The following is a 15,922-nucleotide window of genomic DNA, read 5'->3' on the forward strand; positions in this document are numbered from 1 at the left end:
ACTCAGTCTTAAATAAGACTTGTTTACATGCTTTTATTTATCCTTATTTACTATCTAGAAATTATTCTTCTTGCAGTAACATATCTATTCTTATAATAAGTAGAATCTACTTCTGTAATAATAACTTTCCGTTGGCCCGTAGAAGCGTGAATCATATTTCCATCTCCAATATAAAGTCCTACATGAGAAATTCCCTTACCAGATGTATTGAAAAACAACAAATCTCCTGGTATTAACTCTGACTTATCTACTTGTATACCTGAATTAACTTGATCACTGGAACTGCGAGGAAGTTTAATACCCAAACTGTTTAAATAAACAGAATATGTCAATCCAGAACAATCATATCCTCTATTACCAGTATCTGCACTTACATAGGGTTTCCCTAATGCACTATATGCATTTTGAATTACTGCACTAATACTTGCTGATCTTCTAGAAATAGCTGACCTAGATGCTGTTAGCTTAGTACTTTTTAAATCTATGTAATTTTCTTTGGCTATGAATTCATTCCCCTTATTATCCATTATAATAAAATCTTTATCATAGTTTTTTATTGCTACCATTTCACCTTTCGAAAGCACATAATAAAGGTCGCCACTTTTTAGCACTTTGTCTACTGTTGAAATACCATAAGTTAAAGATTCATTTTTGATAACTTCTAAATCATCTAATTTTATATATCCACTTTTGCCATCCTCAGTTCTAAATAAGCCATAATCCTTCTCATATCTTTCTGCCCTAACTATTTCACCTAATGTTAATTTTGCAACGGTATTACCCATTGGCTTGTCTAAAAGATTTGTGTCTTTAATAATTTTAAAATTTTGAGAACTTCTACTTGTTCTTATCATTACTTCCTTTGGAATTTGATGAGCAACTCCATCTTTTTCAACTACATAAACTTCTTCACCTTCTCTAAGAACGTTAACATTTTCCTCTTTATTAAACGTAACTTGTGGACCATTTTCTTTATTACTTACGTACTCTTTGACAAATATACCAGTGTCTTTAAATCCTAATAATGAAATTAGACAAATTATAAGAATAGTTACAGGTAGTTTCCGTCTTTTATGGAACAATATTAACACTCCCTTTTCAAGTTTAAAAGTTTATTTATACTACATTATATTATAAAATTATGAATCTATCAACCTAATTATTACAATTTGGTTACAAAAAAAGCTATGCTGTTTATCTGCATAGCTTTAACATCTAGTAATTACATTGATTTGACAAGATTTACTTGCTTTTTTAACAATTCCAATTCACTTTTACATGGATTTATATTAAATATCTACCTATATGGTTCAATATGAACCATACAATGTTTTATATCTTCAATCTCCATTTCTATTGTATCATGAACTTTTTCTGCAATGTCATGGCCTTCTTTTACTGAAATAGTAGAATCAACTAATATTTCTATATCAATAAATATCTTATTTCCAAATATCCTAGTCTTTAAACTTTTTATTCCTTTAACACCTTTAACAGAATTAGTTTTTTCTATAATTAAGTTTATAGTTTCTTGATTAGCTGATTCATCTACTAATTCTCTCACAGACTTTATATATAATTCTACTCCAACCTTAATAACAAAAAAGCTAACCACAATACCAGCTATAGGATCTAAAGCTGTAAATCCTAGTCTAGCTCCTAAAATACCTACAAATGTGCCTATAGATGAAAAGGCATCTGATCTATGATGCCAAGCATCAGCTTCCATAGATAGACTCTTTATCTTCTTAGCCGTTTTTATAGTGTACCAATACATTCCTTCTTTAACTACAATTGATAAAAATGCTGCAAATAAAGTAATCATACCTGGTTTTCTTATATTTCCGCTGATTAAAATTTTAATAGCTTCATATCCAATGAAAATTCCTGTTAATAATAATAGGATACTTAAAATCTTTGCAAAAACAGGTTCATATTTTTCATGACCATAGGGATGATTTTCATCAGCTTCCTTAGAAGAAATTTTAAGTCCTATCATTACAACAAAAGTCGTTAAAACATCAGATAAAGTATGAACACCATCTGCAATCATAGCACTACTGCTTCCAACTATTCCCGCTATAATCTTAAAAACTGATAATATAACATTTATTAGAACTGTAATCCAAGATATCTTTACCCCCAGTTTATAATTATCCATTTTTAAAACCTCCATAATATATTATATACTTTTCAATTAAATTTTATATCTACCATATTAATTGATAATTAATAATACTAATTATATACCCCATTTTCCCTATTTTCAATAGTTTTTGCAAGATTGAAATCATTATCAATTGATACATGTTTTTAATGCTTAACCTAAGTCCGCCCTTGGCTTAATATCTAATTTGTTCCATACTACTTCAGCACAAGATTATATTTTTATATTATCTGTTCTATGAAGAACGTTAAAGCTATCATCTAGTTTAATGTATAGATATCTTTTATGGATTATTGCAAATATATAGTATTTGTCTATGTTCAAATTTGAATAATGATTTTATGGTATAGTTTAATAGAAATAATATTGGAGGCGTCATTATGATTATAGATACTCATGTTCATGAAAGTAAATATTCTTCTGATAGTTTTATTGATTTTAAAAAAGCTATAGAATTAGCTAAACTTATCGGTCTAGATGGCTTATGTATCACTAACCATGATAATAATTATTTAAGAAATGAAATTGGTGATTCTGCCAAAATAAATGGTGTTCTAGTAATTGTAGGTGCTGAGGTATTAACTTATCAAGGAGATATTCTAGTGTTTGGTTTAAAAGACATACCTAAAGAAATGATTTCTGCCGAAGAATTGTTAAATTTAGTTAAAAAATATGATGGTGTAGCCATATGTGCCCATCCTTTTAGAAATAACAATCGTGGCATTGGAAATAATATGAAAGAACTCAGTCATATTTTATCTGGGGTAGAATCCTTTAACGGCAGTACTTATTCCTACCATAATCTTCAATCCTATGCTTTAGCTACAGAGTTAAATTTACCATCATTAGGTGCTAGTGATGCTCATGTATTAGAAAAGTTAGGAACTTATGCCACAAAGTTTTATAGTAATATAAGAGACCATAAAGATTTTATTGAAGCAGTTAAAACTAGAAATTTTCATCCTGTTATAAGAAAAGAAGGTCATTTTAAAAATATAGATTATTATTATGAAGAACATTTCATTGCAGGAAAAAATATTATATCCTCAAAATAATAAAAGCTCCTATGAAAATATAGGAGTTTTTTATTTATCGTTATGATTTTTAATTTTTAATAAAGCTTTTGATAGTTGATCTGGGCAAGAAGTATTTTTATTACCACATTTTATTCCAGACAATTTATCTATAAGTTTATCTACTTCCATTCCCTCTACCAGGCTTGCTATTCCTTGTAAATTTCCATTACATCCTCCAGTAAATTTAACATTCTTTACTGCACCATTTTCTACATCAAAAGTAATATCTTTTGCACAAACTCCATTTGTTGAATACTGGTACATATTTAATTACCTCCTGCTCTATTATTATAATGATAAAATATATTATACATTATTTTATGTGTATTAGGAATGGCATAAATATAATATTTTGCTTTATCTAACAGAAATATATAGTTCAAAATTTACACTTCTCCAATTAAATGTAAAAAGTATAATGAATTTGAACTTGTAATGCTGATATTATCAAGGTTTAGTCATTTTGAAGATTTTCTTATTATTTATGATTTCTATGTATAATTATCCATTTATAAATTTTTCCTTGTAACGGTTTCCCGTATATGTTAGAATAATAATTAACAATCTTTTATATGTGGATGAAGTTTGTTGGAAATATCTAATCTTAGATAACCGAAGGAGCAAGAGGTAGGCCCTATACTCGCCCTATTATCGAAACTCTCAGGTCATAGACAATAAACTGACACAACCCCTGGAGAGTCCCGTTAAATCGGGCATCGAAGAAGCAACCTATATATAGAGACTTTATATAGGGAAACTTTCAGATACAAGGACAGGGCGGTAGAGTAGCAAACGTTTTTTATGCTATTGTACCTCCATGTCTTTTTGCTTTTTTGAAGACTTTACTAAATTTAAAAGCGAAGACAATGTAATAATCATACAATGGAGGGATTTGATGTTAACAATTATCAAAGGAATGGGTTTATTATTAATAACCCTAGTATTATTTTCACTTTTTAGTCTAAAGGCACCAAAAGGTGATAAAGCTATGTCGGGCTTAGCCGGAGCAGCTATAGCAAGTTTCTTAGTTGAGGCTATCCATAAATATATTAGTGGAGATTTTCTTAAAATTGCCTTTTTAGGTGAAGTCGGAGCATCTTCAGGAAGTATGGCTGGAACAGCATCGGCTATTTTAGTTTCCTTGAGTATGGGAGCTAATCCTGTTTTCTCTGTAGTAGCAGGTGTAGCATTGGTTAATATTGGCATATTGCCGGGATTTATTGCAGGATATATTATTGGATTAGTTGCACCAATAATAGAAAAGAAGCTACCTGAAGGATTAAATGTAGTTATTGGAGCACTTACTATAGCACCTTTAGCGAGACTTATTGCTATTGGAGTCACACCTATTGTTGACGCTACTTTATTAAGTGTCGGCCAAGCCGTTTCAGTAGCAGCAGAACAATCGCCTTATGTAATGGGATTTCTTTTGGGTGGAATGATGAAAGTAATTTGTACTTCTCCACTAAGTTCCATGTCTGTAACAGCAATGCTTGGTCTAAATGGACTCGCTATGGGAATATCATCAATTGCCAGCTTTGGAGGAGCTTTTACAAATGGAGTAGTCTTTAAACGAATGAAAATTGGGGATAATAGTAATGTACTTGGTGTAATGTTGGAACCTTTGACACAAGCACCTCTAATTACAGCAAATCCAGTACCTATATATTTTTCTGACTTTATAGGTGGAGGTCTTGCTGGTATAGTAGCAGCAGCTTTAGGAATCATCAACAATGCTCCAGGAACAGCAGCACCAATTCCAGGATTACTTGCCCCCTTTGGATTCAACCCACCACTAAAAGTATTTTTAGCTTTATCTTTAGCAGCTATATGTGGTGTTATTGGAGGCTTTGTTGGGACAAGTATAATAAAATTATTTTATGATAAAGAGATTATTAAACCTAGTGAAAAAAATAATAAAAACTTTTCTTCAAAAGAAGTTTTACAAAATAGATAATGTTAAAGTCATTACCCTAGGGTAATGACTTTTTGAATTCTATAAACTTTTAATTCTGTTATATGAAACATTTATTAGATTACAATAAAGCAATTATAATCTGATAAATTAATTATATAAAAGTGTTTAATTAAAAAATATATCCTTAGAAATAAATAAGTCTTAAATCCTATTTTTATATTTATTTCTTCATAAATGATTAAAGGTACTATAATTCCTATCGTCCTGCACAAATAAGGATTCAAATAATACTTTCTTATTTGCCGTAAATAAATTTTCCATATCAAACCATGTCTAAAATATGCTATGATGAAAAATATAGAATAATGACAATTAAAGGGGGATATTGTATGACAGTAATTAAAATTTTATCAAGTTCAATCTATCATCCACAGAATAAAGTTACAAAAAAAGAAATACTAGAAGATTTTGATGCAAGAGGAATTGATGTTAGAGGTTTGATGAATTCTTTAGGACGAAATCAGCTATTTAAAACAAAAGATGAAAATATTATAGAGATGTGTGTCATTGCAGGAAGAAAAGCTATTGAAAAAGCTAATATAAACCCTAAAGACATTGATATGCTAGTATTTGCTTCAGACAATCCTGAATATTTGGCACCATCAAACTCATTAATTTTGCATCATAAGTTAGAAACATTAAATGCAAATAATATCTTCGATTTCAATAATAATTGTTTATCTATGGTTAGTGCAATGGACTACATATCCAAATATATGCTATCTTCTGCTCATATTAAAACTGCTATTATTCTAGGTGGTCAAATGATGAAATTTTTTTCAAGAGAAGACGATCCCGTAGTTAAAGCTACATCAGGAGATGGAGCAGCATGTGTAATTTTGAAAAAGGAAGAGTTAGAAGACAATAGCGGAATAATAGACTCTATATACTTAGCAGATTCTTATCTTAATGATAAAATGCGTCTCCCTATGTGTGGAATGAGCAATATATTAAGGGATGATATTCTAAAAGAAGATAAAAAAGCGTTGTTTTCTCCTCATGATGTTAGTTTTTTTTCTGAAAAATGGACTTATTTAATAACAAAATTATTAAAAAGAAATGGATTAGAACCTAATAATATTAGTCATTTTATATTTTCTCAGTTTTCCTTAAATGACATAAAAAATACGCTAAGCTCATTGAATATAGAAAATTCAGAAAATAAATATACCTTTATTGCCGATAAATATGGATATACTGGATCAGCAAGTCCAATATTTGCATTAGATGAAGCCTATAATTTAAATAAAATAAAAAAATCAGATTATATTATATTTTGTACAGTCGGAATTGGGTATTCAATGATGGCTCTATTATATAAAGCATAAGACTCCTTATATAGGAGTCTTTTTTAAATTATTGATAATACTTCCCCCAAAGTATCCTTAAAAACAACTTCAAAATTTTTCTCATTAACAATTTTAGATAATTGCATTTTTGCAATGGCAGATTTAGGATAAGTTCCAAAATACTTTTTAAACCCTGTATCCATATACATAGATATACATTGTTCTAAAACAGGTATCATTTCTTTTTTAGAAACTACTAAACCTTCTCCACATATAACCATAGAATATTCTTTCGGATTTATCTTACCTACATTACTCTTATAATCAGATAAGAATTGTAATCCTTCGTCTTCCTGTATAAATCCCTCTACCATCACTATAAATGATTTCTTCCTTTCATCTACTTCAATCTTATACAATGTCAAATACCTCCTTTTTTGTTATATTTCAATTATACATGAAAAACCATGTATTTCCAATAAAATTAGACAATTTATAACAGATTATTTTATAATTATATATTACTTGCATCAAAAAAATAAAAAATCACCTATCATAGTAAGTGATTTAATTATGTATAAAGAGTAAGCCTATAAGCCGTGTTCTGTTTTAAATGGTCATCTATCTAGATCTATTGTTGCCAATAAATTCATGCGACCTACCATTGGGACGGTAGCGGGCAACCACCTTTTTAGTCCCTTACTTGGTCTTGCTCCAGATGGGGTTTACAGAGCCAATTAGTCGCCTAATTGCTGGTGAGCTCTTACCTCGCCTTTCCATCCTTACCTAACTAAAGTTAGGCGGTATATTTCTGTTGCACTATCCTTAGGGTCGCCCCCACTGGACGTTATCCAGCATCCTGCCCTATGGAGCACGGACTTTCCTCATGCTTAAAGCATGCGACCATTCAGCTTACTCTTACCTTATTATTTTTTACATAATTTAATATAGCATAAATCATGCCAATTTGCAAATGTATTTATTGAAACTAATGGTATTTTATTCCATGTTTTAATTTGGCTCTTTATTATAGTAAAGAATTCTCCCACAATTTTCACAATAAATTATGTCTTTATTATTTTTTAATTTATCTACGATATATGTGGGAATCAATATATTGCAGCCACTACAAACATTATTTTTTATTTCTCCAAAACCGTTACCTCTATTTTCCCTTAATTGATGATATCTATTCAGTAAATCTTTATCTATTTTATTTAATAAGTCCTCTATAATAGACCCTTCTTCTCTTATTTTATTATTTAGTTCTTCTGATAAGGACTTATAATATTTTCTTAACTTCTTATAGTCCTTCTTTATTTCTTCTAGACTAGTTTCCATATTATTTAAATCTATTTCAATATCTTCTATTTCTTCCATAATAAACAACATGTCAATTTCAGTAGAGTTAACAAGAGCTTTTAGTTTATCCCTTTCTTTAGATAAATAATCTAACTGTCGCAAGTCTATAATTGTGCCATCATATAAATTTTTTTCAATTTCTTCTAACTGATAATTATAATCTTTTAATATTAGATTATTTTCTTTTAATTTCTTTTGATACTTTCCTAGATTATCTCTTAAACTTACTAACTTATTTTCTGTTTTTTTTACCCTATCAGCAATGTCTCTAATATCCGAAGTGTTCATAGCTTGTTCTAATTTGTATTTATAGCTTTCTAGTGAATTAAAATGGATTTCTAGATTCCATAATAAATCTAATTGTTCCATTATACTCATCTCCCCACAAGTTAATATACTACATAAGGTGGACTAGGCTCATTAAGCATATCTATATTTACTGTATTATTAGTCTTTTTAATTAAATATTCTTTTATTACTGGTAATATTACTTTTTCCGTATTAAAATGTCCTGCATCCACTAAGGTAAGTCCAAGCTCATAGGCTAATTGAGCATCATGATATTTAATATCCCCTGTTATATATAAGTCAGCGTCATGTATATAGCTATCATGGATAAATGAACTCCCACTACCACCGCAAACAGCTACTCTTTTTACCTTTTTATTCATATTTCCATATACAGTTAAATAAGGTGTATCTAATTTTTCCTTTACATAGTTTAAGTATTCTTGTAAGCTGGTTTCGTAAATATCTCCTACTCTTCCATATCCATATTTATCTCCTTTATTTTCTAAAGGATAAATATCATAGGCTACTTCTTCATAAGGATGGACATTTAACATTTCTTTAATAATGTTACTTAGCCTGTCTTTCTGGACTATTGTTTCTATTCTAGCTTCTCTTACCTTTTCTAGCTCTCCTTCATTTCCAATATAAGGGGTTGTTCCTTCCATTGGCAAGAATGTTCCAAAACCTTCAATATTATAAGTACAATGACTATAGTTTCCTATATATCCTGCTCCATTATTTCCAAGAACTTCTCTTATAATATCGGCATGAGTTAAAGGAACAAAGACTACTAATTTATATAAATCCTCTTCATAGTTCTTCTGAAGAGGAATGGAATTTTTCAAGCCTAAGAGTTTTGCCAATTCATCGTTTACTCCATTTTTAGCTAAATCTAAATTAGTATGAGCATTATAAACAGCTATATCTTCTCTAATTAAATTATATACAAGTTTTTCTTTATAGGATAGAGTTGTTATTTTCTCTAGGGGTTTAAATATCAATGGATGATGAGTTATTATCATATCATACCTTTCTTCTAATGCCTTATTTAGCACTCTATCATCTAAATCTAAAGATATTAATATTCTTTCTACTTTTCTATCCTCATTACCTATTTGAAATCCAGTATTATCCCATTTATCTATTAATTTAGGCAAAGCCCAATTATCCATAAATTCAATAATATCCTTAACTTTCAAAGTTAATCAACACCTCTTTTAAATCATTTAATTTTCCAATCAACTCAAAATATCTTTCTTTACTTTTATCAGTATCTTTTCCTTCTAAATCTGCTAAGATATTTTCTGTCATTTTCATCTTATTTTCTATGAATTCTTGAAGTATAGGATCTTTTCTTTCTATTAAAATTTTACTTATTTCATAGTAAATATCCTTTTCAATATAACTCTTACCCTTTTTAGCATATATAATTTCATAATACTTGTTTTCTTCTTTCACAATTTTTTCATCTAATATTATAAAATTATTGTCATGAAGATACTTTCTTAATTCCTTAGATGCTATCATGGGTTGAAAAATAAAATGAGTTATAGAATTGGATACTTCCTTATTATCTTCTAATATGTCTCTTATTAATAAACCGCCCATTCCAGCTATAATTACAGTGTCAACTTCATAAGGTTTTAACACCTCTAACCCATTACCTAATCTTGATTCTATTTCTTTTTCATATCCAATTTCTTTTACATACTCTATTATCTTATCTAAAGAATTTTTACTGATATCCGATCCTATGACCCGTTTACTTATTCCACTTTCTATTAGATAAACAGGAATATATCCATGGTCTGTCCCAATATCAGCTACTATAGAGTGTTTTGGTACCATCTCTCCAATAGCTTGTAGTCGTTTTGATAGCTTCATTTAATTCTTCCTTTCAATGTTTCATGTATAATTAAAGATCCGCAAAAGCGAATCTTTAATTATTCTAAAAAGTCTTTTAACTTTTTACTTCTACTTGGATGTCTTAGCTTTCTCAAAGCTTTAGCTTCTATTTGTCTAATTCTTTCTCTTGTAACTTCAAACTCTTTTCCAACCTCTTCCAAAGTTCTTGCTCTTCCATCATCTAATCCAAATCTTAACCTTAATACTTTTTGTTCTCTTGGAGTTAAAGTATCTAACACATCTATTAATTGCTCTCTTAACATAGTAAAAGTAGCTGCTTCTGCTGGTGCTAGAACTTCATCATCAGGAATAAAATCTCCAAGGTGGCTGTCTTCTTCTTCTCCAATGGGAGTTTCTAAGGATACTGGTTCTTGAGCAATTTTCATAATTTCTCTAACTTTTTCCACTTCCATATTCATTTCTTTTCCAATTTCCTCAGGACTTGGATCTCTTCCTAACTCCTGTACTAATTGTCTTTGGACTCTCACTAATTTATTTATAGTTTCTACCATATGAACAGGTATTCTAATTGTTCTAGCTTGATCTGCAATAGCTCTTGTTATTGCTTGGCGTATCCACCAAGTTGCATAGGTACTAAACTTAAAGCCTTTTCTATAGTCAAATTTTTCTACAGCTTTCATCAATCCTAGATTACCTTCTTGAATTAGGTCTAAAAATAGCATACCTCTTCCAACATATCTTTTGGCTATACTAACTACAAGTCTAAGATTTGCTTCTGCTAGTTTTTTCTTTGCTATCTCGTCTCCTTCTTCCATTCTTAAAGCCAATTCAATTTCTTCTTCTGCTGTCAATAAAGGTATTTTACCAATTTCTTTTAAATACATCCTTACAGGATCATCTACACTAATTCCTTTTGGTACAGATAAATCTTCTTCTTTAATATCATCAATATCTTCCTCTACATCATCGTCACTTTCCAACAAAATATCTTCTTCTTTTTCTCCTACTATATCAATTCCTATTTCTTCAAGTTTTTGATATATATCATCAATTTGCTCTGTATCTAAGTCTATCTCTTCTAAACAATCCATAATTTCTTTATATGTTAACATTCCATTTTTCTTGCCCTTGCTAATAAGCTTCTTTACTGCTTCTATCTTATCTTTTTGAATTTTCTCATTATCCTTATTTCCTTGGTCCAATGAAGTCCCCTCCTTTCCATATGCCTACTGATGTGTTTTTAACTCTTTGTCTAATTCTGTTATTTCTATACATAAGCTCTTGAATCTCTCAACATCTCCTTCATTTTTTTCTTTTTTCTTCTCAATCTCCTGTATTTCTTCTATGATTTTCTTTCTTCTATTTTCTAGCTTCCAATATACTATCGTATTGACTAAATCATCAATTATTTGCCTAATACTTTCAGGTAAAAAGTTTAATTTTCTTTCAAATATACTATTTAGAATATCTATATCCATATTAGGTTTTTCTCTAATTTTCTTATATAAAGATATTTCATTTAAAATATCTTCTTTTTCATATTCTTCAGTAATCAATTGTCCTATTTCCCTACACTCATAATTTTCAATTTCTTCCAAAGAAATTTTTTGATTTATCAATTCAAAATAATCTTTATCATATATCATCAATTTAATTAAATCTATTTCTGCTGTTAAATAAGCTGAAGGTAATATAGGCTTTACTGGGGAAATATTATCTTTTATATTTTTGTTTTTCTGAGCATACTTGTCCTTGTAAGTATTGCTATATGGAACTTTGTCAATTTTCCCAAAAACTTCTTTCTCTATAGCTTCCTTTGAAATATTAGTTTCTTTAGATATTTTATCTATATATACATCTTTTTCAATAGGGCTTTTTAATTCTTTTATAATTTGAGCAATTCCTCTAGTAAACTTTATCTTATCTTCTGCTTTATTTAGATCATATTTTTGTTTATTTATATATACCTTAAAATCTATATGAGTTAAAGCTTCATTAAATAGCTTTTCAAAACCTTCTATACCTTTTTCTTTTATAAAATCATCTGGATCCTTTCCAGAGGGTAACATAATTATTTTAGGATCAATACCTTCCTTTAGAAAAAGTTGGATAGCCTTAGTTGTAGCATTTATACCAGCTAAATCTGAATCATAACAGATATATATACTTTCTCCATACCTTTTTATAAGCTTAACTTGACTTTCAGTTAATGCCGTTCCTAAACTGGCTACTCCATAATTTATTCCATTATTATATAAAGAAATAACATCCATATATCCTTCAACTAATACAATTCTCTTCCTATTAGAATACTTATTTAATAAATTTAAACCGTAAAGCTGATTTCCTTTGCTAAATACTATAGTATCTTGAGAATTTAGGTACTTTGGCATTGAATTATCTAGTACTCTTCCTCCAAAACCTACAACTCTAGACTTAGTATCTATTATAGGAAACATTATCCGATTTCTAAACTTATCATAGTATCCATTATCTCCTTTTTTCTTACCTATCAATCCTGTTTTTTCTATCTCTTCCTGAGTATATCCCTTTTCTCTTAAATAATTATATAAACTATCCCAATTATTTAAAGAATAACCTAAACCAAACTGTTTTATTACTTTTTTATTAATATTTCTTCTTTTTAAATACTGTAATGCAGTTTCATTATTATTTAAATTATTTAGGAAGAATAAGGCAGCTTCTCTATTAATTTTGTAGCATTTATTTTTTTCATCAATATATTTATTATTAATTTTTTTATTTTCCTCTATGGGAATACCTAATTTATCTGCTAAAAATTTTATTGCTTCGGGAAAAGATAAGTTTTCCATCTTCATTATAAATGTTACTGCATCCCCTCCTTCTCCACATCCAAAACAGTGATATAACCGTTTTGTTTCAGAAACAGTAAAAGATGGAGTTTTTTCATTGTGAAAAGGGCATAAGCCTACATAATTAGACCCGGTTTTCCTTAAAGGAACATAATCAGATACAATATTTACTATGTCACAACTATCTCTTACCTTTTCAATTGTTTCATCATTAATATAAATTGACATAATATCACCTAATAGCTTCACCTACCAATAATAAAATCAAAAACACTTAAATTATATTCGACATAAAAGTTAATAATCCTTCTTTTTTTAATATTTTTCCCATGGCTTCGGAATAAAAAGACTCGTAAATAAATTAACTACATATCTATCCGTCATACCAGCAATATAGTCACATATAATATCTTCTAATGTACAGTCTTCATTTTTATAAAGATTTAAGTGTTCTTTTGGTAAATAGTGATTATTTTTTAAATAATATTTATAGAGCTGCTCTATTAAGTATTTAGCTTTATCTTCTTCTCCTTTAGCAGCTTTATTATAATATACTCTATTAAACATAAAATCTCGTAACTTTTCCGTACATTGACCTATTTCTTCACTCATAAATATAGCATTTTTTTCAATGCTACTTTCAATGATATCTAAAATCATGGTATTAATTCTTTCTCCATGAGTTTTCCCTAACATTTCTATACAATCTTTAGGTAAATCTTCATTACTTATAATTTTTGCTCTTATAGCATCATCTATATCATGGTTTATATAAGCAATTCTATCTGCAAACTTTAGTATTTGACCTTCTAGAGTTTTACTTTTATTTTCACCAGAATGATTTAGTATACCTTCTCTTACTTCATAAGTCAAATTAAGTCCGACTCTATTATCTCTATGTTCTAAAAAATCCACGACTCTTATACTTTGTTCATTATGCTTAAAACCGCTAGGATGCAGTTCATTTAATACACTTTCTCCTGTATGACCAAAAGGAGTATGCCCAAGATCATGTCCAAGAGAAATAGCTTCAACTAAATCTTCATTGAGCCTTAAAGATCTAGCTAAAGTTCTAGCTATTTGTGCCACTTCCAAAGTATGTGTTAATCTTGTCCTAAAGTGGTCACCTTCAGGAGCTATAAATACTTGAGTTTTATGTTTCAATCTTCTAAAAGATTTAGAATGGATTATTCTATCCCTATCTCTTTGAAAATCAGTTCTGACATGACATTTTTCTTCTTTAATTTGTCTTCCTATTGAATTTTCACTTAGCATAGCATAAGGAGATAAAGTTTTTCTTTCGATTTCTTCTGTATGTAATCTAATTGTCATAGAATAATCCCTCCTTAATGATTCTTATATAATAATGTTAAATATAAATTTTTATCCTATAAAAAATTGATTCTATTGAAAATCTATAAAGATTTCAATACCATAAGGTACATGCTATATATATACAACATAACTTATTATAATCCTTCAAGATTTTAAAATTTTTATATTATTTTTTACAATTATATAAAATGAATAAAAAGAAGTGCTGTATTTACAACACTTCTAATCTAGCATTTCCTCTCCAAAATTCTTCTTCATATGATCAATAATAATCCCTGCTGTTTCTTCTACTGCTTTATTAGATACATCTATAACCTTACAACCTAGTCTTTCCATTAATTTCTTAGAATATTCCAATTCTAAATTAATTCTGTCTATACTTGCATAATTAGCATTATTGTTTAAACCAAGAGATTTTAATCTTTCTTGTCTAATTTCATTTAGTTTAAATGGATTAGCTATTAATCCTATTACTCTCTTTTTATCCTTCAAAAAAAGTTCTTCAGGTGCTGGCACTTCAGGTACTAAAGGTACATTGGCTACTTTAAAGTTCTTATGGGCTAAATACATACTTAAAGGGGTCTTTGAAGTTCTTGATACACCTACCAGCACAATATCTGCCTTTTTAATACCTCTGGTATCCTTTCCATCATCGTATTTCACAGCAAACTCTACTGCTTCTACTTTTTTGAAATATTTTTCATCTAATCGCCTTATTAGCCCAGATTCTCTCTTTGGCTGATATCCTAATACTTGTTCTATAGCATCTAGAGCTGGCGACATTAAGTCTACTGTCGGTATATTATATTCATTTCCTTTTTCAATAATATATTTTCGCAAGCGTTCTATAACTATAGTATATATCAATATACTATGTTCACTTTTAGCTTCTTGAAATATTTCATATATTTGATTTTCATCAGTTATATAAGGAAATCGCCTGACTTCATACTTCTCTGGGTTAAATTGACTAATCGCTGCTTTTGCTACTTGTTCTCCAGTTTCACCTATAGAGTCAGATAATACATATACAGTAATATTCTTATCCATAACTTAACCCCCTAACTATTTATACCTAATTCTACAAACAACCTAGTTATCGTAGTCTTAGTAACTCGTCCAACAACCTTATAATTTCTTTTATCCCTATCTATCTCTTCAACTACTGGTAAACTATCAATTTCATGCTCTATAAGTTTTATAGCTGCACTTAAAATACTATCCTCAGATTTAACAAAAACTATATTTGGCATTCGAGTCATTATTACCCCTACTGGAATCTTATGTAAATCCGTACCCCCTATAGCATTTTTTAAGAAATCCTTTCTAGATACAACACCTGATATATATCCATTATTTGTAATGAATATGGAACTTACATCCTCTAAAAACATTGTAACTATGGCGTCGTATAGACTAGTTTCTTCACTCACTACTATAGGAATGGATTTCACATCAGCCACTTTTATACCCTTTATCTTTTCCGAAATAAAACTTAAAGTAGTCTTCCCAGTATAAAAATAGCCTACCTTAGGTCTTGCATCTAATATACCAGACATAGTTAATATAGCTAAATCTGGTCTCAAGGTTGCTCTAGTTAATTCTAATTTTTTAGCAATAGCTTCACTAGTTATTGGTTGACCTTCCTTTACTATATCAACTATCTTTTCTTGCCTTTCACTTAATTGAATAATGATCACCACCCTTGAATTTTTGGGCTATAT

General features: G+C 29.2%; 15 protein-coding genes, 1 other RNA gene and 1 riboswitch. Of the genes, 3 read left to right on the forward strand and 13 right to left on the reverse strand.

What is annotated here, in order from left to right; translation table 11 throughout:
* Positions 1-50: 50 nt before the first annotated feature.
* Both KQI42_RS09445 and KQI42_RS09450 read right to left on the reverse strand, forming a co-directional pair.
* Positions 51-1,082: a C40 family peptidase gene (locus KQI42_RS09445; protein ID WP_216519171.1), complete on the reverse strand. Its 1,032-nt coding sequence runs from the start codon at positions 1,080-1,082 to the stop codon at positions 51-53.
* Positions 1,083-1,297: 215 nt separating this feature from the next.
* On the reverse strand, positions 1,298-2,161 hold the full coding sequence (locus KQI42_RS09450) for a cation diffusion facilitator family transporter (protein ID WP_216519173.1): 864 nt from the start codon (positions 2,159-2,161) through the stop codon (positions 1,298-1,300).
* Between the two features lie 386 nt (positions 2,162-2,547).
* On the opposite strand from KQI42_RS09450, the gene KQI42_RS09455 reads away from it, so the two are divergent.
* The gene (locus KQI42_RS09455) at positions 2,548-3,222 is read left to right on the forward strand and encodes a PHP domain-containing protein (protein ID WP_216519175.1); all 675 of its coding nucleotides are present in this window, start codon (positions 2,548-2,550) and stop codon (positions 3,220-3,222) included.
* Between the two features lie 30 nt (positions 3,223-3,252).
* Here the strand turns inward: KQI42_RS09455 and KQI42_RS09460 are convergent, their stop codons facing one another.
* On the reverse strand, positions 3,253-3,507 hold the full coding sequence (locus KQI42_RS09460; RefSeq protein ID WP_216519177.1) for a TIGR03905 family TSCPD domain-containing protein: 255 nt from the start codon (positions 3,505-3,507) through the stop codon (positions 3,253-3,255).
* A gap of 417 nt (positions 3,508-3,924) precedes the next feature.
* Positions 3,925-4,029, forward strand: a riboswitch (glycine riboswitch).
* Positions 4,030-4,138: 109 nt separating this feature from the next.
* Between KQI42_RS09460 and KQI42_RS09465 the strand changes: the two genes are divergently transcribed.
* A complete protein-coding gene (locus KQI42_RS09465) occupies positions 4,139-5,200 on the forward strand; it encodes a PTS sugar transporter subunit IIC (protein ID WP_216519179.1) in 1,062 nt (353 codons plus the stop codon).
* 350 nt (positions 5,201-5,550) lie between these two features.
* Positions 5,551-6,549, forward strand: a complete 999-nt coding sequence (locus tag KQI42_RS09470; protein ID WP_216519181.1) for a 3-oxoacyl-[acyl-carrier-protein] synthase III C-terminal domain-containing protein — start codon at positions 5,551-5,553, stop codon at positions 6,547-6,549.
* Positions 6,550-6,572: 23 nt separating this feature from the next.
* Here the strand turns inward: KQI42_RS09470 and KQI42_RS09475 are convergent, their stop codons facing one another.
* The 10 genes from KQI42_RS09475 to ccpN all read right to left on the reverse strand — a co-directional run bounded on the left by KQI42_RS09475 (position 6,573) and on the right by ccpN (position 15,898).
* Positions 6,573-6,929 carry a hypothetical protein gene (locus KQI42_RS09475; RefSeq protein ID WP_216519183.1) on the reverse strand — a complete coding sequence of 119 codons (357 nt, stop codon included), beginning with the start codon at positions 6,927-6,929 and terminating at the stop codon, positions 6,573-6,575.
* A 158-nt stretch (positions 6,930-7,087) separates the two neighbouring features.
* Positions 7,088-7,429, reverse strand: an RNA gene (gene rnpB / locus KQI42_RS09480) — RNase P RNA component class A.
* 92 nt (positions 7,430-7,521) lie between these two features.
* Positions 7,522-8,241, reverse strand: a complete 720-nt coding sequence (locus KQI42_RS09485; RefSeq protein ID WP_216519185.1) for a zinc ribbon domain-containing protein — start codon at positions 8,239-8,241, stop codon at positions 7,522-7,524.
* 20 nt (positions 8,242-8,261) lie between these two features.
* Positions 8,262-9,362, reverse strand: coding sequence for a Nif3-like dinuclear metal center hexameric protein (locus KQI42_RS09490; RefSeq protein WP_216519187.1), 1,101 nt, complete (start codon positions 9,360-9,362; stop codon positions 8,262-8,264).
* The gene (locus KQI42_RS09495) at positions 9,352-10,047 is read right to left on the reverse strand and encodes a tRNA (adenine(22)-N(1))-methyltransferase (protein WP_216519189.1); all 696 of its coding nucleotides are present in this window, start codon (positions 10,045-10,047) and stop codon (positions 9,352-9,354) included. The genes KQI42_RS09490 and KQI42_RS09495 overlap by 11 nt, the downstream gene beginning before the upstream one ends.
* 59 nt (positions 10,048-10,106) lie before the next feature.
* On the reverse strand, positions 10,107-11,231 hold the full coding sequence (rpoD, locus tag KQI42_RS09500; RefSeq protein ID WP_216519191.1) for an RNA polymerase sigma factor RpoD: 1,125 nt from the start codon (positions 11,229-11,231) through the stop codon (positions 10,107-10,109).
* Positions 11,232-11,255: 24 nt separating this feature from the next.
* On the reverse strand, positions 11,256-13,112 hold the full coding sequence (dnaG, locus tag KQI42_RS09505) for a DNA primase (protein WP_343231676.1): 1,857 nt from the start codon (positions 13,110-13,112) through the stop codon (positions 11,256-11,258).
* Between the two features lie 66 nt (positions 13,113-13,178).
* Entirely contained in the window at positions 13,179-14,195 is a 1,017-nt protein-coding gene (locus KQI42_RS09510; RefSeq protein WP_216519193.1) for a deoxyguanosinetriphosphate triphosphohydrolase, read from the reverse strand.
* Between the two features lie 225 nt (positions 14,196-14,420).
* A complete protein-coding gene (locus tag KQI42_RS09515; protein ID WP_216519195.1) occupies positions 14,421-15,248 on the reverse strand; it encodes a pyruvate, water dikinase regulatory protein in 828 nt (275 codons plus the stop codon).
* Positions 15,249-15,259: 11 nt separating this feature from the next.
* Positions 15,260-15,898 carry a transcriptional regulator CcpN gene (ccpN, locus tag KQI42_RS09520; protein WP_216519417.1) on the reverse strand — a complete coding sequence of 213 codons (639 nt, stop codon included), beginning with the start codon at positions 15,896-15,898 and terminating at the stop codon, positions 15,260-15,262.
* Positions 15,899-15,922: the final 24 nt, after the last annotated feature.

Origin of the sequence: Tissierella simiarum (assembly GCF_018917865.1) — a bacterium.
GTDB lineage: Bacteria > Bacillota > Clostridia > Tissierellales > Tissierellaceae > Tissierella_C > Tissierella_C simiarum.

What these genes read in the sequence shown, in the direction of transcription:
- KQI42_RS09450 (WP_216519173.1), bottom strand. Translation starts at nt 2,161, where the DNA reads ATGGATAATTATAAACTGGGGGTAAAGATATCTTGGATTACAGTTCTA.
- KQI42_RS09455 (WP_216519175.1), top strand. Translation starts at nt 2,548, where the DNA reads ATGATTATAGATACTCATGTTCATGAAAGTAAATATTCTTCTGATAGT.
- KQI42_RS09460 (WP_216519177.1), bottom strand. Translation starts at nt 3,507, where the DNA reads ATGTACCAGTATTCAACAAATGGAGTTTGTGCAAAAGATATTACTTTT.
- KQI42_RS09465 (WP_216519179.1), top strand. Translation starts at nt 4,139, where the DNA reads ATGTTAACAATTATCAAAGGAATGGGTTTATTATTAATAACCCTAGTA.
- KQI42_RS09470 (WP_216519181.1), top strand. Translation starts at nt 5,551, where the DNA reads ATGACAGTAATTAAAATTTTATCAAGTTCAATCTATCATCCACAGAAT.
- KQI42_RS09485 (WP_216519185.1), bottom strand. Translation starts at nt 8,241, where the DNA reads ATGGAACAATTAGATTTATTATGGAATCTAGAAATCCATTTTAATTCA.
- KQI42_RS09495 (WP_216519189.1), bottom strand. Translation starts at nt 10,047, where the DNA reads ATGAAGCTATCAAAACGACTACAAGCTATTGGAGAGATGGTACCAAAA.
- KQI42_RS09510 (WP_216519193.1), bottom strand. Translation starts at nt 14,195, where the DNA reads ATGACAATTAGATTACATACAGAAGAAATCGAAAGAAAAACTTTATCT.
- KQI42_RS09515 (WP_216519195.1), bottom strand. Translation starts at nt 15,248, where the DNA reads ATGGATAAGAATATTACTGTATATGTATTATCTGACTCTATAGGTGAA.